The sequence below is a fragment of the Roseburia sp. AF22-2LB genome (assembly GCF_003461125.1).
In the GTDB taxonomy this organism is placed as follows: domain Bacteria; phylum Bacillota; class Clostridia; order Lachnospirales; family Lachnospiraceae; genus Roseburia_C; species Roseburia_C amylophila.
On record NZ_QTWM01000005.1, the window covers coordinates 1 to 23,137 of the forward strand.

General features: G+C 41.2%; 22 protein-coding genes and 13 tRNA genes. 33 read left to right on the forward strand and 2 right to left on the reverse strand.

What is annotated here, in order from left to right; genetic code table 11:
- Positions 1 to 128 precede the first annotated feature (128 nt).
- The 31 genes from DWX96_RS08505 (at position 129) to DWX96_RS08650 (ending at position 19,707) form a co-directional block, all read left to right on the forward strand.
- Positions 129 to 201: transfer RNA gene (locus DWX96_RS08505), tRNA-Thr, on the forward strand.
- A gap of 6 nt (positions 202 to 207) precedes the next feature.
- Positions 208 to 281, forward strand: a tRNA-Ile gene (locus DWX96_RS08510).
- A gap of 20 nt (positions 282 to 301) precedes the next feature.
- Positions 302 to 375: transfer RNA gene (locus DWX96_RS08515), tRNA-Asp, on the forward strand.
- Positions 376 to 379: 4 nt separating this feature from the next.
- Positions 380 to 452 (forward strand) — tRNA-Val (locus DWX96_RS08520).
- A gap of 3 nt (positions 453 to 455) precedes the next feature.
- Positions 456 to 539: transfer RNA gene (locus DWX96_RS08525), tRNA-Leu, on the forward strand.
- Between the two features lie 31 nt (positions 540 to 570).
- Positions 571 to 644, forward strand: a tRNA-Arg gene (locus DWX96_RS08530).
- A gap of 75 nt (positions 645 to 719) precedes the next feature.
- A complete protein-coding gene (nudC, locus tag DWX96_RS08535) occupies positions 720 to 1,661 on the forward strand; it encodes an NAD(+) diphosphatase (RefSeq protein WP_117841675.1) in 942 nt (313 codons plus the stop codon).
- 79 nt (positions 1,662 to 1,740) lie between these two features.
- Positions 1,741 to 2,349, forward strand: a complete 609-nt coding sequence (locus tag DWX96_RS08540; protein ID WP_118057252.1) for a hypothetical protein — start codon at positions 1,741 to 1,743, stop codon at positions 2,347 to 2,349.
- 39 nt (positions 2,350 to 2,388) lie between these two features.
- Positions 2,389 to 2,832, forward strand: a complete 444-nt coding sequence (locus DWX96_RS08545) for a DUF1700 domain-containing protein (RefSeq protein WP_118057253.1) — start codon at positions 2,389 to 2,391, stop codon at positions 2,830 to 2,832.
- Positions 2,833 to 2,886: 54 nt separating this feature from the next.
- A complete protein-coding gene (locus tag DWX96_RS08550; protein ID WP_117841677.1) occupies positions 2,887 to 5,256 on the forward strand; it encodes a Crp/Fnr family transcriptional regulator in 2,370 nt (789 codons plus the stop codon).
- 360 nt (positions 5,257 to 5,616) lie between these two features.
- A complete protein-coding gene (locus DWX96_RS14275; RefSeq protein ID WP_158561539.1) occupies positions 5,617 to 5,793 on the forward strand; it encodes a hypothetical protein in 177 nt (58 codons plus the stop codon).
- Positions 5,794 to 5,908: 115 nt separating this feature from the next.
- The gene (locus tag DWX96_RS08555; protein WP_117698510.1) at positions 5,909 to 6,199 is read left to right on the forward strand and encodes a rhodanese-like domain-containing protein; all 291 of its coding nucleotides are present in this window, start codon (positions 5,909 to 5,911) and stop codon (positions 6,197 to 6,199) included.
- A 63-nt stretch (positions 6,200 to 6,262) separates the two neighbouring features.
- A complete protein-coding gene (locus DWX96_RS08560) occupies positions 6,263 to 7,420 on the forward strand; it encodes a THUMP domain-containing class I SAM-dependent RNA methyltransferase (RefSeq protein WP_118057254.1) in 1,158 nt (385 codons plus the stop codon).
- Positions 7,417 to 9,132: a lectin like domain-containing protein gene (locus DWX96_RS08565; protein WP_117698512.1), complete on the forward strand. Its 1,716-nt coding sequence runs from the start codon at positions 7,417 to 7,419 to the stop codon at positions 9,130 to 9,132. Before DWX96_RS08560 ends, DWX96_RS08565 begins: the two co-directional genes overlap by 4 nt.
- Before the next feature lie 11 nt (positions 9,133 to 9,143).
- Positions 9,144 to 10,223 carry an N-acetylmuramoyl-L-alanine amidase family protein gene (locus DWX96_RS08570; protein ID WP_117698550.1) on the forward strand — a complete coding sequence of 360 codons (1,080 nt, stop codon included), beginning with the start codon at positions 9,144 to 9,146 and terminating at the stop codon, positions 10,221 to 10,223.
- Position 10,224: 1 nt separating this feature from the next.
- The gene (locus tag DWX96_RS08575; RefSeq protein WP_117698513.1) at positions 10,225 to 10,824 is read left to right on the forward strand and encodes an XTP/dITP diphosphatase; all 600 of its coding nucleotides are present in this window, start codon (positions 10,225 to 10,227) and stop codon (positions 10,822 to 10,824) included.
- A gap of 13 nt (positions 10,825 to 10,837) precedes the next feature.
- On the forward strand, positions 10,838 to 11,347 hold the full coding sequence (locus DWX96_RS08580; protein ID WP_118057255.1) for a metallophosphoesterase family protein: 510 nt from the start codon (positions 10,838 to 10,840) through the stop codon (positions 11,345 to 11,347).
- Positions 11,348 to 11,471: 124 nt separating this feature from the next.
- A tRNA-Pro gene (locus DWX96_RS08585) sits at positions 11,472 to 11,546 on the forward strand.
- A gap of 6 nt (positions 11,547 to 11,552) precedes the next feature.
- A tRNA-Gly gene (locus DWX96_RS08590) sits at positions 11,553 to 11,623 on the forward strand.
- Between the two features lie 22 nt (positions 11,624 to 11,645).
- Positions 11,646 to 11,719, forward strand: a tRNA-Arg gene (locus DWX96_RS08595).
- A 46-nt stretch (positions 11,720 to 11,765) separates the two neighbouring features.
- Positions 11,766 to 11,839: transfer RNA gene (locus tag DWX96_RS08600), tRNA-His, on the forward strand.
- A 36-nt stretch (positions 11,840 to 11,875) separates the two neighbouring features.
- Positions 11,876 to 11,947 (forward strand) — tRNA-Gln (locus DWX96_RS08605).
- A gap of 70 nt (positions 11,948 to 12,017) precedes the next feature.
- Positions 12,018 to 12,090 (forward strand) — tRNA-Lys (locus DWX96_RS08610).
- Between the two features lie 344 nt (positions 12,091 to 12,434).
- Positions 12,435 to 12,623 carry a hypothetical protein gene (locus DWX96_RS08615; RefSeq protein WP_118057256.1) on the forward strand — a complete coding sequence of 63 codons (189 nt, stop codon included), beginning with the start codon at positions 12,435 to 12,437 and terminating at the stop codon, positions 12,621 to 12,623.
- Positions 12,620 to 13,108 carry a pyridoxamine 5'-phosphate oxidase family protein gene (locus tag DWX96_RS08620; protein WP_117698516.1) on the forward strand — a complete coding sequence of 163 codons (489 nt, stop codon included), beginning with the start codon at positions 12,620 to 12,622 and terminating at the stop codon, positions 13,106 to 13,108. The genes DWX96_RS08615 and DWX96_RS08620 overlap by 4 nt, the downstream gene beginning before the upstream one ends.
- Positions 13,109 to 13,350: 242 nt before the next feature.
- Positions 13,351 to 14,019: a response regulator transcription factor gene (locus DWX96_RS08625; RefSeq protein ID WP_118057257.1), complete on the forward strand. Its 669-nt coding sequence runs from the start codon at positions 13,351 to 13,353 to the stop codon at positions 14,017 to 14,019.
- A complete protein-coding gene (locus DWX96_RS08630) occupies positions 14,007 to 14,927 on the forward strand; it encodes a sensor histidine kinase (RefSeq protein ID WP_022243469.1) in 921 nt (306 codons plus the stop codon). The genes DWX96_RS08625 and DWX96_RS08630 overlap by 13 nt, the downstream gene beginning before the upstream one ends.
- Positions 14,903 to 15,610, forward strand: a complete 708-nt coding sequence (locus DWX96_RS08635; protein ID WP_330416167.1) for an ABC transporter ATP-binding protein — start codon at positions 14,903 to 14,905, stop codon at positions 15,608 to 15,610. Before DWX96_RS08630 ends, DWX96_RS08635 begins: the two co-directional genes overlap by 25 nt.
- The gene (locus tag DWX96_RS08640; RefSeq protein ID WP_158561834.1) at positions 15,603 to 18,155 is read left to right on the forward strand and encodes an ABC transporter permease; all 2,553 of its coding nucleotides are present in this window, start codon (positions 15,603 to 15,605) and stop codon (positions 18,153 to 18,155) included. The genes DWX96_RS08635 and DWX96_RS08640 overlap by 8 nt, the downstream gene beginning before the upstream one ends.
- 101 nt (positions 18,156 to 18,256) lie before the next feature.
- Positions 18,257 to 18,775, forward strand: coding sequence for an RNA polymerase sigma factor (locus tag DWX96_RS08645; RefSeq protein ID WP_118057259.1), 519 nt, complete (start codon positions 18,257 to 18,259; stop codon positions 18,773 to 18,775).
- Between the two features lie 110 nt (positions 18,776 to 18,885).
- Positions 18,886 to 19,707, forward strand: coding sequence for a hypothetical protein (locus tag DWX96_RS08650; protein WP_118057260.1), 822 nt, complete (start codon positions 18,886 to 18,888; stop codon positions 19,705 to 19,707).
- A gap of 69 nt (positions 19,708 to 19,776) precedes the next feature.
- On the opposite strand, the gene DWX96_RS08655 is transcribed toward DWX96_RS08650, so the two are convergent.
- Together DWX96_RS08655 and DWX96_RS08660 are read right to left on the reverse strand one after the other, a co-directional pair.
- Positions 19,777 to 19,856: transfer RNA gene (locus DWX96_RS08655), tRNA-Leu, on the reverse strand.
- A gap of 49 nt (positions 19,857 to 19,905) precedes the next feature.
- The gene (locus tag DWX96_RS08660) at positions 19,906 to 20,157 is read right to left on the reverse strand and encodes a kinase to dihydroxyacetone kinase (protein WP_117698552.1); all 252 of its coding nucleotides are present in this window, start codon (positions 20,155 to 20,157) and stop codon (positions 19,906 to 19,908) included.
- 259 nt (positions 20,158 to 20,416) lie between these two features.
- On the opposite strand from DWX96_RS08660, the gene dltA reads away from it, so the two are divergent.
- Positions 20,417 to 21,955 (forward strand): D-alanine--poly(phosphoribitol) ligase subunit DltA, encoded by a 1,539-nt coding sequence (gene dltA / locus DWX96_RS08665; protein WP_118057261.1) that lies wholly within the window; start codon positions 20,417 to 20,419, stop codon positions 21,953 to 21,955.
- Entirely contained in the window at positions 21,952 to 23,106 is a 1,155-nt protein-coding gene (gene dltB / locus DWX96_RS08670; protein WP_118057262.1) for a D-alanyl-lipoteichoic acid biosynthesis protein DltB, read from the forward strand. Before dltA ends, dltB begins: the two co-directional genes overlap by 4 nt.
- Positions 23,107 to 23,137: the final 31 nt, after the last annotated feature.

Below are 23,137 nucleotides of genomic sequence, written 5' to 3' on the forward strand. Positions count from 1 at the left end.
TAAGACATCGCCCTTTCACGGCGGTAACACGGGTTCGATTCCCGTCGGAGTCACTTGGGTGAAAACTCATGGATTGTAAACTGCAAGATTGGCTGAAAGGCTGGGTTCATAGTCTGCAGAAGGCATACGCCGATGTGGCTCAATTGGCAGAGCAGCTGATTTGTAATCAGCAGGTTATCGGTTCGAGTCCGATCATCGGCTTTATATGGACCTTTAGCTCAGTTGGTTAGAGCAACCGGCTCATAACCGGTCGGTCCTGGGTTCGAGTCCCCGAAGGTCCACTTTTATTTTAAATTTATTTGGCCCAATGGCTCAGTTGGTTAGAGCGCCGCCCTGTCACGGCGGAGGTCGCGGGTTCGAGTCCCGCTTGGGTCGTTTTGGGATCTTAGCTCAGCTGGGAGAGCATCTGCCTTACAAGCAGAGGGTCACAGGTTCGAGCCCTGTAGGTCCCATATGCCCGCGTGGCGGAACTGGCAGACGCGCAGGACTTAAAATCCTGTTGTGGTGACACAGTACCGGTTCGATTCCGGTCGCGGGCATTCATACCGATGGTATGTAATAATTTAATATGTGCGTGTAGCTCAGCTGGATAGAGCACTTGGCTACGGACCAAGGTGTCGGGAGTTCGAATCTTCTCACGCACGTGGAAAAAGGACTTTGAATCTTTGTTTAGCAGAGATTTGGGGTCTTTTTATTATATAAAAAAGGGTGGCGCAGGTATGATACAGGATATTGCACCAATGAAATTTCACAATGAATATCAACAGAGAGAATGCCGGGATAAGGATATCGTATTTTTATTTTCGGGAAATAAACTCCTGGTAAAAAAAGATTCTAAAATCAGTTTCTTCTATATAAAAGAGTTTTCAAAAGAACTTATAAAAGAGACAGAACAAGAGGCTGACGGATTCGGTAACAAAAGATTGCAATATCTGTTTTCTATTGATGATGTACAGTATTATCTGCTGAATGTATGGACAAAGGAAGAAGCAGAAAAAGAGGTAGAAAAGCAGCTTGATGAGCAGGTCAATAGGCAGAGCAAAAAGCAGAACCATAATATTGGAAATATGGAATGGGTTACGATTCGCAGCCTGCGGGAAACAGTTTCAAAGAAAGATTGTTTTGCTGCGGCAACGGCATATCATTTGTATGTGTGGTATCGGGATAACCGTTATTGTGGCAGATGCGGAAAGGAATTGCAGCCGGATACGAAGGAGCGGATGATGCGTTGTGCATGCTGTGGCAATATGGTTTATCCGAAAATTGCTCCGGCAGTAATTGTGGGAGTAATATACGATAATAAAATATTGATGACAAAATATTCAGACAGGGAATATAAGAAATACGCATTGATTGCAGGTTTTACAGAAATTGGCGAAACTGCGGAAGAGACAGTTCGCAGGGAAGTCATGGAAGAAGTAGGATTGAAAGTAAAGGATATTGTATACTATAAGAGTCAGCCATGGGGCTTTGATTCCAATCTTCTGATGGGATTTTATGCCAGAGTGGAAGGAACAGATGCCATTACTTTAGATAAGAACGAACTTTCACTGGCAGAATGGGTACCAAGAGAACAGGTTGCAGGCATGGATGATAAAATCAGTCTTACCAGGGAGATGATGGAGAATTTCTATCAGAATGGCGAAAAATGTTTGCAATAACTACATTTTCTTGACAGTTTTGCATAAAAAATATATGATATAGAAGTGAAAATTCTTTTCAGAGAGGACTGTTTTATTAATGAAGAACGAGGGTAAAAAGGCAAATGCAAAGCTTACGTCAGTAATTGCAGCAGTGCTTATTATAGTAGTAGCTATTGTAGCGGTAATTGCTGTAAAGACAAAGGATAGTGGAAGTCTTGGAACTTATTCATGTGAAATTATGTCGGGCGATAATTCATCGACTGTTTTTGAAATTACATTTAATGAAAAGAATAATACTTATAAAGAGAATATCAGTGTGGGAGACAAGACAGTAGAGCTGGCATCAGGAACATTTGTCATGGATGGAAATAAGCTTACACTGACCTCCGATGGTGGCGATGTACAGAATCTTGTAAAACAGGGAAAATACCTGATTGCAAAAGATTATTTATATGAAGGTGAGATACCGGATGGAGATACTTTTGATGCTACCTGTACATTTAAGAATAGTAATAATGTGGTATATTCCATTACCTTTAAAGCGGATGGAACTTATGTACAGGATGATAATGGAGATGTATCGGAAGGAACTTATACGCGTGACGGAGACTGGATTAAACGTGAGAGCAGTTCTGGCACAAGCGTAGGAATTGATTATTTGATTTATAGCGGAAGAATAACTAATTCCTACTATATAAAAAAATAAAACAAAAAAGTAATGGAATAGAAGAGTTGAGGAAAATAAATGTCAAGAGAGGAATTCCTAACAGAATTAAGAAAGGCTTTGCAGGGAAGGGTAAGCCAGCAGGCGGTGAATGATACTCTCCGCTATTATGAAGAATATATTCTTACAGAATCTCATAAAGGAAAGACGGAGGCTGAAGTAATTGCAGAATTAGGAAATCCAAGACTTCTTGCAAAAAGCATAATTGATGCAGAAAATGCAACGGCAGAGAAAACTACAGCAGAACCACAAAAGGGAATGGATGGGCAGGAAACAGCTTCCGGAGAGTATTCTTTTAAGAAGATTAAAATTCGAATCTGGCTTATATTAGCGGCAGTATTTCTGTTTGTAATTTTGCTTATAATTCTGCTTGCACAGGTAGTTGCATTTTTACTTCCGGTTCTGCTTCCGGTAGCAATCATTTTCTTTTTATTTATAGCAATGGGTATGAACAAAAGATTTTAATAAGCAAGTATAATAAAGTAATTTTAATATAGAAATAACAGAGGAATTGGTGTTATGGCAATGATTAAGGTCCCGGCAGGGAAATGCTTTATCAAGCATGGAACAGCGGTAAATGCACTGTATATGGTAATTCATGGAACAGTGAGACAGGTGTCTAAGCTGGAAGAAGTGCAGATTGGAAGCGGTAATATAATAGGTCTGATGGATTGTGCAGAAGAAGAATATATAGCAGATTATGTGGCAGCGGATGATGTAACACTTTATCCGTTTCATTATCATGCTCCGGAGGACTTTGGTAAGATATTTATCAGTCAGCCGAAATATGCAGCAGCATTTTTATCTGTGGCAATTCGTGAGGCAGACCATATGCTTGGACGAAACCAGAGATTTCAAAACAGTACAGAAAAATATTATAGCTTTGCACTGGCAATGTATCAGAAATATCAGGAGTTATGTAGAAAATATTGCATTCAGGAGAAAAGTTTCCGGAGAATAGAGAGCCTGCAGCCTTATGTAAGAACCAATATGGCACCGAAATGGGAAGCGGATTATTTCCATGAACTGGCAGAACTTGGGAATAGTGGAACTATGGATTTCTTTCAGCAGAAAGAGGATTTGCTGACGGGACAGATTATGCAGGCAGCAAGAGCTATGTGCAAAGCGGTAAGAGAGATTGACCATGCAAAAGAATATTTACAGGAGCATGTAAATCTGTATCTGGATACCAATCGAATGGATTTATTACAGCTTTATTTTGACATGGCAGCCCGTGCAGCAGCAAGTGGAGCTGACATCGAGGAAATACGACAGGCAATAGAGCCATTGTTACAGTTTATCAAGGACAACCGTCTGGGAGATGCAGGAGAACGGGACAAACGAATTACGGAATATCAGACTTATGATTTTAGCAATATAAAGATAAAGGCAGATGCAATATATAACTTTGCAGGAGAACTGATTGGTGAAGTACCAAAGCCGCAGGCAGAGGATAAGCTGGTTCAGGGAACGGAAGATTTACTGGAACAGGAATATGCGGAAACCGATGGAGAAGAGGAAGAAGAAACAGAGGACTGTCTGGTACATATCTTAGAATATGCAGGAGTGGCAGCAGAGGATGTACATAAAATTCGAAGCAAAATGCATGAATATGATGCAATTCCGGATAATTTTGATAATGATGAGAAAACGAGAAAACTTCGGAAAGAGTTGACAGCATTATTCTATGCTACTTATAAAAATGTATTTAAGCATGCCATGAAAGATGCGGATGACCTAGACCCGGTTATTCAGATGTTTTTGAATTTTGGATTTATGGATGTGGGAATGGTAGGAGAAGATACCGCTAATGAACTTTATGATTTGACAGATAAACTGTTCAAGTGTAAAAGCGACCATGTCTATACCATGTTTGAGTGGCTAAAGAGCATCTATGAAGGAAAGAATGAACCAAGCCGGAATGAATTTGACCTGGATTATAATGGATATCTGGCAGAGCAGAAGCGGATGGGTAAGCTGGATGCAGCAGGAATGGAGCGGTTGAAAACAGACTGCTGGGAAAAGACCAAATATGAGATGAATAATATGTTTGTGTCAACGAACCGGGCAACTTATGGAAAAGTAAGTACCTTCTGTCCGATTCTGAGCAAGCATGACATGGTGCAGGAAGCAGAGAAGATGCTGGTGACTGCAGAGCGGATTGAGGAGGCAATCAAAAAAGTCCGTGAAGTTGATTATTCGTTGTTCTACCGTGAAGTGATTTTTTCAGATCCGATGCATGGTGTAAATGCTGAACCGGTGCAAAAAGAAGTATTTCCAGATGTTATTCTGATGCCGAATGTGGGAATGAAAGCAATGATGTGGCAGGAGACTGCCGGAGTAAAACGTGATACATCCGCCCGATTTGTTTTCCCGGTTATGACTATCTACAGCCTGCAGGATATGATGATAGAGACCTGCGGAAGATTCCGTTGGGAAATGTGCCGTAAGATACAGGGAATGCGTTGGAATGATATTACAGAGAAATCCCTAACTTCAGAATATTGTGATTATATCCAGTACTATCGGAAAAATCGTGATTTATCCACAGAGGCAAAGGAGAAGATTAAGAATACACTCTGGAAGTCAAAGAATAACTATCGTGAAGTATTTATTTCTGATTATATCGGATGGATTAAATACGAGGCAGGCGGCAGTTTCCGCCTGAACCGTGTAGCAAGGGATATTCTGTTCCGTTATTGTCCGTTTGCCAAGAAATACAGGGATGCATTAGAGGCAAACCCGATGTATCAGGATATGATTAGCCGGTTTAAAATATTCCAGGAACGTAAACTGCGTCATATCGATGGATTCCGTACCAGATATGAGAAGAACGGCGGCGAGATGAATATGGAACTGCAGGAAAATATGAATTTCTATAATATGTAAAGAACAATAACTACGAGAAATACGTTTTGCGAGCTACTCGCGGTGCTCACAAAATCTGAGTAGAAAAGAAGTTTGCTCAAGCGAGCTTGGCTCCTTCTTTTCTCCCAGATTTTTCTCGCTACTCGCGTAAATAAGAAAGCCACATGAATCTTAGGATTCCTGTGGCTTTCTTGAGGGGAGTATAAATAATTAATAAGGGGTATAACTGTATAAAAAAACAATTCTTATACGAAAAAAATTATAATATAAAAGTTTTTAAAATGCAATGCAAATGAGAATAATAATAAGAAATTAAGAAATAATATCACTGTATCAGAGAATCAAAAGAAAAAGTATCTGATAAAAAAAGGAGGCGATATTATGGCAAAAAATGCAGATAATGCAAAAAACAAAACAAGCAATGTAAACCGCACAATGAATGCTGATAATGATTTTGAAAATGCGGATAACAAAACCGGCAACAAAGCAGGCAATAAGACCAGCAACAGAAGTGATAATAAGGCGGATAACAAGACATCCAACAAATGTAATTACTAGGTCAATCTTATTGAAAAACTGCATATATTAAAATAAGAAACAGATTACAAGGAACACTTTGTAATCTGTTTTTTTATAGCAGAAAAAGTCAGGAGATTTTTGGGGGAGATGGCATATGAGATTTACGGCTATCAGTGTAGCGGAATTATGGAAACTAAAAGATGATCCACAGATATATATTGTTGATTTGAGAAGCAGGGAGGATTTTCAGGTATTTCATTTGAGAAATGCCCATTGTTATCCTTATGATGAGATAGAACACTGGGAGCATAAGCTGCCGAAAAATCGCAAGATACTGCTGTGTTGTGAGTATGGAAATACAAGTATGTATGCAGCAAAAAGACTGACGCGGCAGGGATATCAGATATATACTCTGATTGGAGGCCTAAATGCACTAAATGGATAGAAAAGAACATTGACAGTGTCATTTAGAACAGATAAGATAGTAGTGATAATGGAGAAAGAACATATGAAAACATACGAATTAACAGTGCCATGTCATTTTGGCTTAGAATCAGTTTTGAAAAAAGAAATATATGATCTGGGATATGAAATCTCAGAGGTGGAAGATGGAAGAGTGACTTTCATTGGTGATGCAGAGGCAATCTGCCGTGCAAATATTTTCCTGCGTACAACGGAGCGTGTGCTGCTTCGGGTAGGAAAATTTAAAGCGGAGACATTTGATGAATTATTTGAAGGAATCAAGGCACTTCCATGGGAAGAGTATATTCCGGAAAATGGTAAATTCTGGGTCACCAAGGCTTCTTCCATAAAGAGTAAATTGTTCAGTCCGTCAGACATCCAGTCTATTGTTAAGAAGGCAATGGTAGAACGGCTGAAACAGAAATATCATACCAATTGGTTTGAAGAAAGTGGTGCATCCTATCCGGTACGAATTTTCCTGTTGAAGGATGAAGTAATGGCAGCATTAGATACCTCCGGAGAATCTTTACATAAGAGAGGCTACCGGACTCTTACCAGTAAGGCACCAATCACAGAGACCCTTGCAGCAGCATTGATAATGCTGACACCATGGAATAAGGACAGAATTTTAGTAGATCCATTCTGCGGAAGTGGAACATTTCCGATTGAAGCAGCAATGATTGCAGCCAATATAGCACCGGGCATGAACCGTAGTTTCCTAGCAGAGCAGTGGACAAACCTGATACCGCGTCAGCTCTGGTACGATACAGTAAATGAAGCCCAGGAAATGGTGGATACCAATATTAAGGTGGATATCCAGGGATATGATATTGATGAAGAAATTGTGCGTGCAGCAAGAGAAAATGCAAAGCGTGCCGGTGTGGATGGCATGATTCATTTCCAGCAGAGACCGGTAAGCCAGTTGAACCATCCGAAAAAATACGGTTTTATCATATCCAATCCGCCATATGGTGAGCGATTGGAAGAAAAGGCGGCATTGCCGGAATTATACCAGACAATTGGTGAGGCATACAGAAGGCTGGATTCATGGTCTATGTACCTGATTACCAGCTATGAGAATGCACCAAAGGATATCGGAAGAAAACCGGATAAAAACCGCAAGATTTATAATGGAATGTTAAAGACATATTTCTATCAGTTCATGGGACCGAAGCCACCAAAACGGAAAGGGACAAAAGAGTGAGGGAAAAAGTACGTTATTCTAAGAGATATGTAGTATTCACGTTACTTTTAGTTCTTGCATTGATACTGAAATTTGCCAATTTTAAGGGTGTAACCGAAGAAATCGGACAGTTCCGTGGTGCAGATTTGCAGAGCAGCGACTGGAACCCTCTGATTGCAAAAAGCATCAATGAGAAGAATCTTACGGTAGCGATTGATAATAAAGTATATACCAACAAGGACAATGGAATCTATATGGATGAAAATCTAAATCTGATGGTACCATTGGACTTGATCCGGGACAGTTATAACTGCAGCGTGCATCTTTACGATGACACGGCTCTTTTGATAGAAAAATATTCAGACAGCTTGTGGATGAGCTTAGATGACCAGGAAGTACAGATAAATGATGAGAAGGAGAAATTTTCTTCTACATTGACACGGATTGATGACCGTTATTATGTGCCGGCAGAGGTCATTGCCTCGAAGCTTGGTTATTCTTATGCATGGGATGTTAATAAAAATGAAGCAGTGGTGGTGAATACTTCTTCTGAGACAAGCATTCTGCCATCTCATTATGACTTGCGGGAGAAAGGAAGAGCACCGCAGGTGAAGAACCAGGGAAATAAGGGAACCTGCTGGGCTGCATCTTCTCTGGCAGCACTGGAATCCATGCTGCTTCCGGAAGAAAATGATATATTTTCCACCGATAACATGAGTCTTGGAAACAGTTTTGGCTTAGGACAGAATGATGGTGGGGAGTATACTATGAGTCTGGCATATCTGACTGCATGGCAGGGTCCTGTATTGGAAAAGGACGACCCATATGACGGTGAGCTGACAAAGAATTTAGCTCCGGTCAAACATGTGCAGGAAGCACAGATTATTGAAAGCAAGGATTTGGAGAAGATTAAAGAGGCAGTTTTTAAATATGGTGCAGTCGAGACTTCTATTTACAGTACATTGCAGAATGTCAACAGCCGTTCCGAATATTTTAATCAGGAGACCAATTCTTATTGCTATGTTGGTTCAGAAAAGCCGAATCATGATGTGGCGATTATTGGCTGGGATGACAGTTATGCGAAAGAGAATTTCCCGGGAGATTTAGAGGGAGACGGTGCATTTATCTGCCAGAACAGCTGGGGAAAAGATTTTGGAGACAATGGAGTATTCTATGTCTCTTATTATGATACCAATGTAGGAATTCACAATCTGGTTTATACCGGAGTAGAAGATACCGATAATTATGATATGATTTATCAGTCCGATTTATGTGGCTGGGTCGGTCAGCTGGGATACAACCGTGATACCATTTATGGAGCAAATGTATATACAGCGGAAAGCAATGAAAATTTAGAGGCAGCAGGCTTCTATGCAACCGGGAAAAATACGGAATATGAAGTATATGTAGTAAAGGACTATGATGGAAGGGAAAGTCTGTCCAAACGGCAGAAAGTAGCTTCCGGAAAGTTTGATAATGCAGGTTTCTATACCGTTACTTTTGATAAGAAAATTGCAGTGAACAAGGGAGAAAAATTTGCCATTGTACTGATGATAAAGACTCCGGATTCCGTGCATCCAATGGCAATTGAATATAAGGCAGATGAATCAACCAGAAACGTAGATCTTTCCGATGGAGAGGGATATATCAGTACCAACGGCAAAAACTGGGAAAATGTAGAAGAAACCCAGTCTGCAAATCTTTGTATAAAAGCATATGCAAAAGAAAGGTAAGTCAGAGCGGGATGGAAGAGAAAGTTATTAAAGCAGCTACCGTGATTATTACTGCCATAAGCATTATTGTGGCAGGAACGCTGCTGTTTTTTCCACAACTTCATATCCGGGCAGAGGAAAACAGGGAACTTCGGGCACAGGAAGCCATCGAGCGCAAGGAAAATATGGATGCGCTGGAAATGCTGCAGTATAATACGGCAAATGTAGACAGCCAGGAGGGCATCAGCTTTGACCAGCAGCTTCGTATTGCGTTACCGGAAAATGTGACACCGGAAGATGTCAGCGTAGAAAATGACTATCTGACCCAGACCATTATCATTAAAATTCCGGGAGCAGATGAGAATTATCTTTATAACTATCCCATGATAGGAAAGAGCTATCATATAGATAATCTGACTTATGAAAGTGAGCCGGAATATGGTGTAATTGAGATCTCTTTAGATAGTGTGGTGGAATTACAAAAGACATCTGACGAGCATTATATTTATATGGATTTTTTGACACCACATGAAGTCTATGATAAAGTTGTGGTAATAGATGCAGGACATGGTGGAAATGCACCGGGAGCTACAAAGCAGGGCATTAATGAGAAAGATATTGACCTTGCTATAGTGCTTAAAGTAAAGGAATTATTTGATGAAGCAGGAGATGAGAGCGTCGGAGTCTACTATACGAGAACGGATGACAGCAATCCAAGTCTTGAACAGCGTGTAGATATGGCAAATAAAGCCGGGGCAGACCTCTTTATCAGCGTACATAATAATTCTACCAAGAGCGGAAGAATGTCCAGTATCAACGGAACAGCAGTCATGTATGATGAAGAGAAGGCATCTGAGGAAAATGGAAGTATGCAGTTAGCCCAGATTTGCTTAGAAGAAATGACAGCGGCGTTAGGAAGTACCAGTAAGGGAATTGTAAAAGGACACGAGATTTATATTATACGAACAGCAGAGATGCCGGTAGCATTGATAGAAGTAGGCTTTATGACAAATCAGGATGAACTGAACCGGTTGAATGATGAAGCATATCAGAAAGAGGCAGCACAGGCAATTTATAATGCAATTTACCGGGCATTTCAGGAGGGATATTAAGATGAATAAAATAATATTTGCAACAGGAAACAAGGACAAGATGAAAGAAATCCGCATGATTTTATCGGATCTTGATGTAGAGATTCTTTCTATGAAAGAAGCCGGAATCAGTGTGGATATTGAAGAAAATGGAACTACTTTTGAAGAAAATGCACTGATTAAGGCAAATGCTGTGGCAGCATATACAGATGCTATTGTTTTAGCTGATGATTCTGGTCTGGAAATTGATTATCTGAATAAGGAACCGGGTGTATATTCCGCCCGTTATATGGGAGAAGATACCTCTTATACCATAAAAAACCAGAATCTTTTGGATCGTCTGAATGGAGTACCAAAGGAACAGCGGACCGCACGCTTTGTATGTGCAATTGCGGCTGTATTACCGGATAAAGAAACACTGGTAACCCGTGAGACAATTGAGGGATATATTGGATTTGAGCCTCAGGGTGAAAATGGATTTGGCTATGATCCAATCTTTTATGTGGATGAATATAACTGCTCCACAGCAAGCTTGCCACCGGATAAGAAGAATGAAATGAGTCATCGTGGAAAAGCATTACGCGCAATGAAAGAAGCACTCATGGGAAAAGGTTTATCATAAAGGAAGATAAAAGATGAGAGTATTGATAGTAAGTGATACCCATAAGAAACATGCAAATCTGATAACGATTATGGAAAAAGAAAGACCTTTTGACCGTATGATTCATCTGGGAGATGCAGAAGGTTATGAGGACTATATTGCGGAACTGGCAGGATGTCCACTGGACATTGTGGCAGGAAATAATGACTTTTTCTCTGAACTTCCGAAAGAAAAGGAAATTGAAATCGGAGGATTAAAGGCATTGATTACCCATGGACACTACTATTATGTTTCTGCCGGTCTGGAGGATATCAAGAAAGAGGCAAGGGGAAGAGGCATGGATATTGTAATGTTCGGACACACCCACAGACCGCTTATAGAAAAGGATCATGGTGTAGTGGCATTGAATCCGGGCAGCACATCATATCCTCGTCAGGATGGTCATCTGCCGTCTTATATTGTGATGGAAATAGACGCAAATGGTACTCCGGACTATCAGCTCAAATATCTTTCTGAAGAAGAAAAAACCAAAAAACCTTTATAAATTGGGGCAAGATTCGGAGTTGTAAAAATTTTTTGAAAAAATTTGAAAATAAATGTTGACAATTGGTATATGCTATAATATAATATGTCTTGCGTCACGGAAAAAGAAATTTAAATAGCGTTGACGGGGTGTGGCTCAGCTTGGCTAGAGCGCCTGGTTTGGGACCAGGAGGTCGCAGGTTCGAATCCTGTCACCCCGACTTCATGCGGGTGTAGTTCAATGGTAGAACACCAGCCTTCCAAGCTGGATACGTGGGTTCGATTCCCATCACCCGCTTTCTAATTGGAAAATTAGATATGTGTTCGTAGCTCAGCTGGATAGAGCAACGGCCTTCTAAGCCGTGGGTCGGGGGTTCGAATCCCTTCGAGCACATTTTCCCAAGAGGGAAGAGAGACCGCCTGATGGCCGGAATCTTATGGTGGGTATAGCGCAGTTGGTTAGCGCGCCAGATTGTGGCTCTGGAGGCCCAGGGTTCGAATCCCTGTATCCACCTTGATGCGATGGTTAGAGCATCTTTTGTAAAATTGATGGGCTATCGCCAAGCGGTAAGGCACAGCACTTTGACTGCTGCATACGTTGGTTCGAATCCAACTAGCCCAGTTAAGCTGCTATGTATCTCGAAGAATTCTAAAAGGATTCAGAATGAGCACTTATCGAACTAAATATGTATGGGATATTAGCTCAGTTGGTAGAGCACTTGACTTTTAATCAAGTTGTCCGGGGTTCGAATCCCCGATGTCTCATTAACAGTGAAAAGCGTCATTCATATGAATGACGTTTTTTTGTACGAAAAAATATCTGTAAAGCCGCTATTAATGCGGGGGTTGTGGGAAGAATGAAACAGCACGGAAATGTAAAGTCCGATGAGAAGAGTAAAGAAAAATAATACTAAGAGGCTGACATTTTTATCTTTATTTTATTTTTAAGAGGGATTTTGAATATCTTCGTCTTCATTTCATCTTCAAAAGGAGAAAAAGAAGCGTTTGCGTAATTAGGTAGAATGCTTTATGATTAAGACAATGAGGTGTTAGGAAGGCTTTCAAAAATCTTTGGAGAAACATATAAAGATTGAAAGGAAGATGAAATAATGTATTATGGAAAAGAAACAGGTGAATTAAAAAAAGCAAGAGAAGAGTATGAAAGTATTTTTGGTTATGATCCAAATGGAGAAATGGAATTAGAGTTTAATGAACAAGACGAATATTTAGCAGTTTTATTACAGTGTATAGAAGAAAAGAAAGATATGTTTGATGTACTTGGAGGAGAAAAAGCATGACAAGAAGAGAACGTGAAGTAACAGATATAAATGAAATCCTTAAGATTATGGATGCCTGCAAGATTGTGCATGTGGGACTTGTGGATGGTGACCAGCCTTATGTGTTACCGATGAATTACGGCTATACCTATGAAGATGGGAAAATGGTGATTTACCTTCATGGAGCAAAGAAGGGTTATAAGTATGATTTGATAGAGAAGAATCCGAAGGTATGCTTTGAAATGGAGTGTGATGTGGTGCCATTTGAAGGAAAGGTGGCATGTCAGTATGGTAATTCCTATTCCTGTGTTATGGGAAAAGGGAAAGCTGTTATCGTAGAGGATGTAAATGAGAAAATGCAGGCACTTTCCATTTTGATGAAATGCCAGACCGGAGGCGATTTTACTTTTAATGAAGAACTGGTATCCATTGTCAATGTGATTCGGATTGATGTAAGTGAATTCAGCGCAAAAAGAAGACCGATTCCGGAAGGATTGAAAAAGTAACAGAATAACAGAAGATTGAAAAAGAAATATTGACAAAGAAATATTGATAAAGTAGAAAGCAGGATTATGAAAGTGTAATTCCTGCTTTTTTCTATCCTCAATCATTTATCACAAAACTGTGACAATCTATTCGTTGCGCGACGTAGGAAGCATTTGTATAATGAGACATAGGAATGAACCGGGGAAAAGTAGAAAAGAAAAAAACGAATGACAACAGATAAGAAAAAGGATGTTTAGGGAAGATGGATAGAATATTAGTAGTGGAAGATGACCGGGAACTGAACCAGGGAATTTGCTTTGCACTGCAGCAGGCAGGGTATGAGACAGAAAGTGCCTATTCCATTCAGGAGGCAAAGCTTGCGGGTTTGCAGCAGGAATATTCGCTTATGATACTGGATGTAAATCTTCCGGATGGAGAGGGCTTTGGCTTTTGTAAATGGATTATGGAGCACAGGAAAGTGAAGGTCATGTTTCTTACGGCAAGAGATTTGGAAGAAGATGTGTTATCCGGGTATGAGTTGGGAGCAGAGGATTATGTGACAAAGCCATTTTCCATACATATTCTGCTAAAGAAGATAGCGGTCATTTTAAAACGGGAGACGGAAAATCCAAGAAATATTTATGAAGATGGATATCTGCGGATAGACTTTGACCGGGTCAAGGTAGAAATAGAGGGGAAAGAGTGCATGGTAACACCTACAGAATTTCGGATGTTACGCTTATTTATTGAACATGCAGGACAGCTGCTTTCTTATAATGTGCTGTTAGAGCAATTGTGGGACTGTGATGAAGCATATGTGGACCGACACACACTGGCAGTCAATGTGAATCGGCTCCGTGGAAAGATAGAGGATGCGGAACACAAATATATTTCAAATGTATATGGGATGGGATATCAATGGTTGCGATAGGAATAATAGCAGGCTGTGGCATTGTGATAAGTTATCTTCTAGTCAGACTGTATCGGCAGAAGAAGGAAATCTATGATTTTACGGAAGAACTACAGCGGTGTCTGACGCTGATGAAAGCAGGCGAAGACATTGGAAATGAAGCGGAGTTTAAGGACAGCCTTTGGGATAAGATTTATCAGGATTTGCAGGAGCTTATGGATGTTTGGAACAGGAAGAACCGACAGAGCCATAAGGAAAAAGAACAGATAAAAGAGTTGATTTCTGATATTTCCCATCAGGGTAGAACGCCAATGGCGAATATTAAAATATATCTGGAAATTTTAGAAGAGGAACAGGAAGATAAGGTGCGGCGGCAGGAGTGTATTGGAAAGCTGATAAAACAGACAGAACGGCTGGATTTCCTGATGCAGAGTCTGGTGAAGCTTTCGCGCCTGGAAACCGGAATCATAGAAATATGTGAAAAGGACACAAAGATTTTTGAAGTGTTAGGACTAGCGGTTGCGGCAGTGGTACCGGGAGCGGAAGCAAAAGAGATTTCTGTCCATGTGGACTGCCCGGAGACATTGAAACTGTTTTGCGATGCCAAGTGGACACAGGAAGCAATTTTTAATCTTTTAGAGAATGCAGTGAAATATACTCCAAAAGGGGGAAGCATCTATATTTCAGTAATGGAACAGGAGGTTTTTGGAAAAATCAGCATCCGGGATACCGGAAGGGGAATCCCTGCGGAACATCAGGCACAGATTTTTCAAAGGTTTTACCGGGAACCGGAAGTCCATGATGAGGATGGAATCGGGATTGGTCTGTATCTGGCACGAAAGATTGTGACGATGCAGGACGGCTATATGGAAGTGCATTCAGAAAGTGGAAAGGGGGCAGAATTTTGCATTTATCTGCCAATGAAATAAAAGAAGTAGTACGGACAGAGGAGTTAAAGAAATATTATCCGTTGGGAACCCATACGGTAAAAGCCTTAGATGGAGTGAACCTTACCGTAAAAGAGGGAGAATTTGTGGCAATCACCGGAAAGTCCGGAAGCGGGAAAAGTACGCTGCTGCATATGTTAGGAGCATTGGATGTGCCAACATCCGGAGAAGTCTATATTGATGGGAAAAGCCTTGCGTCAATGACGAGGGAAGAGCAGGCAGTCTTTCGAAGAAGGAAGGTTGGTGTAGTATTTCAAAGCTATAACCTGATTCCTGATTTGAGTGTGTATGAGAATATTGTGCTGCCCATCGAGCTGGATGGAGGTTATGTGGACAAGGCATATATAGAAGAATTGTTAAGGCAACTGAAAATAGAAGATAAGCGGGATGCACTGCCGGGTACGTTATCCGGCGGTCAGCAGCAGAGAACAGCAATTGCCCGGGCATTATCTTATAAGCCGGCTATTCTCTTAGCGGATGAACCCACGGGAAATCTTGACACACAGACCAGCCATGATGTTATGGGATTGTTAAAAACAGTGGCACGAAAATATCAGCAGACTACAATTCTGATTACCCATGACATGGACGTGGCGCAGTTGGCAGACCGGATTGTATACATGGAAGATGGGAAAATCAGGAAGGAACGAAAGCTCTATGCTTAAAAATAATAATCAGGCTGTCATCCGTAAGATGGCAGTCCGTTCCATAAGGAGCAACAGAAAGAAAAACAGCCTGTATCTTGTGGCAATTGTATTGGCGGTGCTGATGCTGTTTACGGTTATGCAGACAGGGGCTTCCTACATGCATATGCAGTATGTCTGGCGGCTGCATTCTGTGGGGGAACTCTATGATGGAATTCTGATGGGCGGAGTCACAAAAGAGCAGGAAGAGACGGTAAAAGCAGATCCTGGTATTGAGGTAGTTGGAATTACAGAATTTATGCTGGGAAGCATCGGTGAAAAGAATATTTCTATCATATATGAGGATAAAAATTACCGGGAGAAAATGCATCAGCCAGGCATTCTACATCAGGAGGGAAGGTATCCTGAGACATCCGATGAGGTGATGGTTACAAAGACGCTATTGGAAAAGCGGAAGTTGGAAAATCTTACAATTGGAGATACGCTGCTTTTAAGCTATCAGAAGAAAGATGGAACCCAGGTAGAAAAGCCTATGAAAATTACGGGCATTATAGATGACTATGAAGAAACTGCCAACTGTTTCGTGACGGAAGAGGTGTTTGAACAGGCAGGCTACAGCCAGGCAGACTATGGCTGTGGCATTCTCTACTATCAATATCGCTTCTGGTTTGCATCAGACCGGATAGAGAACCGTCTGAAAGAAGAATTAAATCTGGAACGGAAGCAGAACATTCAGACAACATGGGACTGTGATAAGGTAAAGGGAATTTTTCTTGGAATGATAGGAATCATTATGTTAACCTGCCTCAGTGCCTATTTACTGATTTACAATATCATGTATTTATCCATAGAAGATAATATCCGCTATTATGGATTGCTTCGTGCTGTGGGAATGACAGAAAGCCAGATGCACCGGCTGTTGTGGCAGAAACAGATTATTCTAAGTGAAATCGGAATTTTAATGGGAATAGTTTTAGGATTTCTGACGTCCTATCTTGTGATTCCCGGAACAATCCGGGTACTGGGACTTCGCTCAGAAAAGATGGCTGTAACGATAAAACCGGAATTTCTGGTGCTGACGATTGCTATTATGGCAGTAACCGTCTATCTTGCCAGCCGTAAGCCGGTAAGAGTAGCAGAGCGTATTTCTGTCATGGAGGCACTGGGATATCAGACTTCGAAGGTAGTCTATACCGGAAAGAAAAAACGAACCGGGAAAAATATTATTTACCGTCTGGCATGGCAGCAGCTATGCCGGATGAAGAAGAAAACAATCCTTGTCATCCTTTCACTATCAACCAGTCTGACTGTATTTCTATGTGTGGTAACGCTGGCGGGAAGTCAGAGCAAACGGACGGCAGAGCTGCAATATATGGATGCTGATATGGAACTGACCAATAAGAGTATGGTGGCTGATACATCAGACTGGAAACAGCCTTTCGATGACACATTTTGTGATAAACTTTCCAAAATAGATGGAGTAAAGGAAGTCCACAAATTAAATTACAGTACAATCGTCGTACCCTGGGAGCCGGATTTTTCGGATCAGTGGATGCGTGATTTCTATGACCAGTGGATGTATATAAAATATGACGATGTAAGAGAAGAATATCAGCAGAATCCGGAACATTTCATGGCGCTGGTGGTTGGAATCGATGAAAAAACATTTCATTATATCAATCAGCAGAATGAAACGGCAATCGATGAGAAATCATTTTTGGCAGGGGAAAGCTGCCTTTTATGCCAGCAATATATGGGATATACCAATGCGGATGTCAAAAATAAGAAAATAAGCTTTTATTTTCCGGGACAGGAAACAAAGAAATACAGCACATCTGTTGCAGGACTGCAGAAGGATGACAGCCCATATCGTGGACCCAGCGAGGTAAGTTTATCTGTTGCGGGAATACAGGAGGATGACAGTCCGTATCTCGGTCCGACTGCCATGGGACCGACGATTATGATTTTAGTCAGTGACTCTTTTTTAGAGGATAAGGCAGAGAGCCTGTGGACATACAAGGTATCGGTGATTTATGACGAGGAATACGATAAGGAAACAGAAAAGAAAGTCAAAGAGCTGATACAGGAATCTAAGGATGCAAAAGATATTACCTGGAGCAGCAAGTTAAAGGGCATCAAAGAGCAGAAGCCGGCAGAACAGAAGATGTGGCAGCTAGGAATGGGAATCGCTATAGTTTTGGGATTTATCGGTGTGATGAATTATATCAATACAGAGCTTGGCAGTATATCCGGCAGAAGGCGGGAAATTGCAATATTAGAAAGCATTGGCATGACCGGAAAACAACAGCGCAGGCTGCTTTTGACAGAAGGGATGTATTATGCAGGAATTTCGCTTTTCCTGACGGCAACGGTGGGACTTGGCATTGATGTGCTGCTGTTTCAGCGGATGAATTATCATAAGGTAGCATTTTCCATCCCTGTCATTCCGGTGGTTGTCATGATAGTGACACTGTTTGCACTGTGCATTTTCGTACCGTTGGCAGCAGGTAGATTTATGGAAGGAGATGGCACTCTGGTAGAGCGGATTCGTCATGTGGGAGAATAAAAAATAACTTTCACTGCAACCGTTTCTTCTGTTATTACAATATATAGGTGTAAGGGAAACATCCCAAAACAAATGACGGCGCGGTCTGGGAGATTGGAAACATGAACAAACAATTACTGGAACATTACATTGAGGCATACGGAACGGACATTTATTCCTTTTGTATCCGGCTGACACAGAACCGGGAACTGGCAGAAGAACTCTATCAGGATACCTTTCTTGCAATGTGTGAGAAGGAGGACTGGAAGGAAGAGGGAAATGTCAAAAGTTATCTGCTTGGAATTACCATAAAGCTCTGGCAGAACCGGAAGCGGAAATTTGCCTGGCGAAAGCGAATCGCAGCGGAGATTCCCATATCGAAGGAGCAGGGACTGGAAGCATTTTCGGCAGATGAAAATTTAGAGCAGCATATGGTAAGCAAAGAAGAGCAGGAAGCCGTGTGGAAGGCTGTATACAAATTGCCGGAGCAGCTTCGCATCGTGATTCTTCTATATTATATGGAAGATTTCAAGGTGGCTGAGATTGCAGAAAAGCTGTCCCTCTCTATCAGTAATGTGAAAAGTAAACTGATGCGTGCACGTAGATATCTGAAGCAGGAATTGGAGGATTTTATCATATGAAACCAACCTTAGATGATTTATTACACAACTCCCTTATAGCAACTGATATTCCCTCGGAAGAACTCAACGAGAGGATTTTAAACCAGTCAACCCAAAAGGAGGTTGTACCTATGCGGAAGAAGGAAACGAAGAAACCATGGAAAATGGCACAGACAGCAGCAGCTGTGGCACTTCTTGTTTTAGTCACCGGCTGTGGTGTATATGCGGCAGAGCGGATCCTTGCACAAAAACAGATTACTATTATTGATAATGAAACGGAATTTATGGAAAATGCCACAGAGACAACGATTCATTATGAAGAATTTTCAGGAGAAAATCTTGATTTTGCAGACAGCAAGGTGACAGACCGGACAGAGGAACTTATTCAAACTTCTGATTTCGTTGGAACCGTTACCGAAGGAACCAAGGATGATCTATGGAGCTTGAAGGCAGAAGAAAAGATTGATGGCAAAATAGAGGTGGGTTATGTCTATCCGAAATTAAGCGATGCTTTTAAAGACCAGAATATTGGCATTGACGTTTCTTATATAGAAGCAAATTATCCAACACTCTGGAGTGAAAAAGCCTGTCAGCTTTGCTATGATTCCAGGGATGCAGACACTTTTTCCCGGGGAGCATTCTTTGCCAGTTACCGGAAGGGAGACAGTCAGGCGGTGTCTATCCAGTATGAAGTATCGGATATAACAAATGCGGATGATTATATTTTTAAAGAAGCTTATGACAGCACCGGTACTTATACCACAGCAGATGGTGTGACACTGACCATTACCAGTCAAACAGCAGACAGCGGCTATACGATTACCTATGCCCGCATGATTACGGAATATAGTGATTTCGTTCTGACATTACGGGGAGATTTTTCGGAAGAAGAAAGCCATGCAATTTATGACAGCTTAAATCTTTCTTCTATCTGTGAGACTGGGAAGCAGTAGTGGAAATACCTGTGAAGGCATAATAAAAAACGGTTCAGGATAATTCCTGAACCGTTTTTGTGGTTGGACTGCGGGCAACAGGACTTGAACCTGCACGGTCTCCCACTAGAACCTAAATCTAGCGCGTCTGCCAATTCCGCCATGCCCGCAAGACAAGAACTATAATAATATAAAAATGCAGTTCATGTCAAGTGTAGATTAACCCTGAAGCCCCCGTGCCTGACGGTCCATATCCTCTACTACAATGTCATAGATTTCACCAAGACCTGCGCAGTATTCTAAGACCTTCCAAGGCTCGTTGGTGTGATAATGAATCTTAATCAGTTCTTCATCACCAACTGCCAGAAGGCAGTCTCCTTTGAAATTTTCAGTAAAGTAATCATTAATTGCATCCTCGTTTAGATTTTCCCCTTCAATTAAGAGCTGAGTGTCATATCTGAATTCTAACATCATCGAATCCTCTCTTTCTGTCTATTTCCCTTTTATCAGGAATAAATTTCAAACACAGTATAGCATAACGTGGTAAGAGAAGAAAGTATTTCATAAAGCAGCAGGACTTTGTTGAGACAGATTAACCAAGTAGAAAGTTTTAGATTTCTTTAAGAACTGCCTAAGCAAAGATTAATGTTCTTTAAGATTTTCCACTTGTGATATTCTTGTGATTTTATTGTGCTATAGTTGTCCCTAGAAAAAAGAAAAGAGGGATGATATGGATATTTTAAAGAACATCAGAGAAACTGCCCTGACACATCCGAAGCGGTGTGCAGTGCAAAGCAGAGAACAAAAGTTGACTTATGAGGAGTTAGAAGAATATTCCAACCGGCTTGCAGTATGGATTGCAAAGAATAGTCAGGATCGTAAGCGGTCGGTTATTGTATATGGACATAAGAATCCGTATATGGTGGTATGCTTCCTTGCCTGTGCCAAGGCAGGAAGAAGCTATGTGCCGCAGGACATCTGCATTCCGGTAAGCCGGGTGGATGAGACCGTATTAAGCGTAGAACCGGAACTGACCTTTGTGGTAGAAGGTGATTATCAGACAGAAATCGGAACAGAAATCGGAAAAGACGAGATAGAAGAAATCGTAAAACAGGAGACAAACGAGACCGATGTGCTGCAGCCTCTGACCAAAGATGAAGTATGGTATATCATATTTACTTCCGGAAGCACCGGAAAGCCAAAGGGTGTAGAGATTACAAGAGACTGCCTCAGCCATTATCTTGACTGGTCGGTGCAGTTAGGCAGTACCATGAAAGAAAAGAGCGGTGCCCATTTTATGAATCAGGCACCATTTTCTTTTGATTTATCGGTAATGGATTTATACACTTCCCTGGTCTGTGGCGGAACGCTTTATACCATGGATAAGAAGATGCAGAGTGACTATAGTGAGATGTTGGGCTTCTTAGAACAGTCAGAAATAGAAATCTGGGTATCGACACCGTCCTTTGCGGATATGTGTCTGGCAGACCGGAATTTTTGTGGGGAAAAGATCAAAGCCTTAAAACTTTTCTTATTCTGCGGGGAAGTGCTTACTACAGCTACGGTAGAGAAGTTAAAGGAACGTTTCCCGGAGGCAGTTATCATCAATACATATGGCCCGACAGAATCTACGGTGGCAGTCACGGATGTGACTATAACAGAGAAGTTATTGCAGGAGACCATTGCCCGGGGCAAATCCCTTCCGGTAGGCCATGAAAAGCCAGGAACTTATATCGAAATCTGGGATAAAGCCGGAAAAGTGTTGCCGGAAGGAGAACAGGGCGAGATTGTTATTATCGGAGATACGGTAAGCTGTGGTTATTATATGAGAGCAGATTTGACAAAGAAGGCATTTTTCCATTGTATCCGTGATGGAAAAGCTTACCGGGGTTATAAGACCGGAGATGCCGGATATTTAAAAGGCGGGCAGCTTTATTATAATGGAAGAATCGATTTGCAGGTGAAGCTGCATGGATACCGCATTGAAATTGAAGATATTGAGAATAACATGGTAAGACTTCCTCAGATTGACCATGCTGTCGTAGTGCCGAATCTGGAAGAAGGAAAGGTAAAGAGCCTGACGGCATTTGTGACAGGAGCACAGATGGCAGGAAAGAAAGCATCTGAGATTTCAAGACAGGTAAAAAACGGTCTGAAGGAATTCCTTCCGGTTTATATGATCCCAAAGAAAATAAAATATATCGAAACCATGCCAATGAATAACCATGGAAAGGCAGACCGAAAATATCTTGGAGGTCTGGCAGAATGAGTTTTTATAGCGGAGCACCATTCTTTGGCACATTGATTCTGTTATTGCTTTTCGCATTGATTCTTGGCTGTATGGAAAGGAGCCTGCACTGGTATAACCTTATCGTATCTGGTGTAATGGTTGTCTGCGTGTTAGGCGGAAATCTGACGGCGCTTGCATATTTCGCAGGATACTTTCTGATTGAGTGGATGCTGGTCAGAGGATATGAATACATAAGAAAGAAATATGGAAGAAAGGCAGCATTTTATCGCAGCTTTGTGCTGCTTTCCATCCTGCCACTTGCATTATGTAAACTATGTGACCTTCCATGGTTAAGGGAGATGAATCTTTTTCAGTTTACTGGAATTTCTTATCTTACTTTCCGGGTGGTGCAGATTATCATTGAACTTTATGATGGCACCATAGAAGATGTGAAATTCCTTGATTTTACGGCATTTTTAATCTTCTTTCCAACCTTTAGCTGCGGACCCATTGACCGGAGCAGAAGATTCTTGGAGGATTATCATAATGTGCCGGAAAGAAGAGAATATCTTGAGCGGTTTGGAATTGGTTTACAGAAGCTTGTTTTAGGAGCAGCATATAAATTCGTATTTGCAGACTTCTTCTATCAGATTATGAATCAGTTCATGAACCGGACAGCAGGGAATATGGTTTGTTATGCATACAGCTATGGTTTTTATATGTTTTTTGATTTTGCGGGATACAGTCTGATGGCAGTGGGAACCGGCTATATGCTTGGCATCTGCGTACCGGATAACTTTAAGAAACCGTTTATCAGCCGGGATATGAAAGAATTCTGGGCAAGGTGGCATATTTCCCTGTCCGAGTGGTTTCGGGATTTTGTCTTTTCCAGATTTATGATGTTATCCATGCACAAAAAATGGTTTAAAAGCAGATTAAATGGTGCGGCAGCAGGCTTTCTTATCAATATGCTAGTGATGGGTGTGTGGCATGGTCTGACGGTGCATTATATTTTGTACGGACTCTATCATGGCATATTGCTGGCAGTTACGGAAATCTATCAGAAGAAGTCGAAGTTCTATAAGAAATATAAGAAGAAAACCTGGTATGCACTGGCATCATGGGGAATCACATTAAATCTGGTGATGTTTGGCTTCCTGATTTTCTCAGGACATTTTATTACAATTTAGGTTATCCCAACTTATATATAGAAGAAAAATT

Coding starts and splice junctions, on each gene's coding strand:
- nudC (WP_117841675.1), top strand. CDS start 720: ATGATACAGGATATTGCACCAATGAAATTTCACAATGAATATCAACAG.
- DWX96_RS08540 (WP_118057252.1), top strand. CDS start 1,741: ATGAAGAACGAGGGTAAAAAGGCAAATGCAAAGCTTACGTCAGTAATT.
- DWX96_RS08545 (WP_118057253.1), top strand. CDS start 2,389: ATGTCAAGAGAGGAATTCCTAACAGAATTAAGAAAGGCTTTGCAGGGA.
- DWX96_RS08550 (WP_117841677.1), top strand. CDS start 2,887: ATGGCAATGATTAAGGTCCCGGCAGGGAAATGCTTTATCAAGCATGGA.
- DWX96_RS14275 (WP_158561539.1), top strand. CDS start 5,617: ATGGCAAAAAATGCAGATAATGCAAAAAACAAAACAAGCAATGTAAAC.
- DWX96_RS08555 (WP_117698510.1), top strand. CDS start 5,909: ATGAGATTTACGGCTATCAGTGTAGCGGAATTATGGAAACTAAAAGAT.
- DWX96_RS08560 (WP_118057254.1), top strand. CDS start 6,263: ATGAAAACATACGAATTAACAGTGCCATGTCATTTTGGCTTAGAATCA.
- DWX96_RS08570 (WP_117698550.1), top strand. CDS start 9,144: ATGGAAGAGAAAGTTATTAAAGCAGCTACCGTGATTATTACTGCCATA.
- DWX96_RS08575 (WP_117698513.1), top strand. CDS start 10,225: ATGAATAAAATAATATTTGCAACAGGAAACAAGGACAAGATGAAAGAA.
- DWX96_RS08580 (WP_118057255.1), top strand. CDS start 10,838: ATGAGAGTATTGATAGTAAGTGATACCCATAAGAAACATGCAAATCTG.
- DWX96_RS08615 (WP_118057256.1), top strand. CDS start 12,435: ATGTATTATGGAAAAGAAACAGGTGAATTAAAAAAAGCAAGAGAAGAG.
- DWX96_RS08620 (WP_117698516.1), top strand. CDS start 12,620: ATGACAAGAAGAGAACGTGAAGTAACAGATATAAATGAAATCCTTAAG.
- DWX96_RS08625 (WP_118057257.1), top strand. CDS start 13,351: ATGGATAGAATATTAGTAGTGGAAGATGACCGGGAACTGAACCAGGGA.
- DWX96_RS08630 (WP_022243469.1), top strand. CDS start 14,007: ATGGTTGCGATAGGAATAATAGCAGGCTGTGGCATTGTGATAAGTTAT.
- DWX96_RS08640 (WP_158561834.1), top strand. CDS start 15,603: ATGCTTAAAAATAATAATCAGGCTGTCATCCGTAAGATGGCAGTCCGT.
- DWX96_RS08645 (WP_118057259.1), top strand. CDS start 18,257: ATGAACAAACAATTACTGGAACATTACATTGAGGCATACGGAACGGAC.
- DWX96_RS08650 (WP_118057260.1), top strand. CDS start 18,886: ATGCGGAAGAAGGAAACGAAGAAACCATGGAAAATGGCACAGACAGCA.
- DWX96_RS08660 (WP_117698552.1), bottom strand. CDS start 20,157: ATGTTAGAATTCAGATATGACACTCAGCTCTTAATTGAAGGGGAAAAT.
- dltA (WP_118057261.1), top strand. CDS start 20,417: ATGGATATTTTAAAGAACATCAGAGAAACTGCCCTGACACATCCGAAG.
- dltB (WP_118057262.1), top strand. CDS start 21,952: ATGAGTTTTTATAGCGGAGCACCATTCTTTGGCACATTGATTCTGTTA.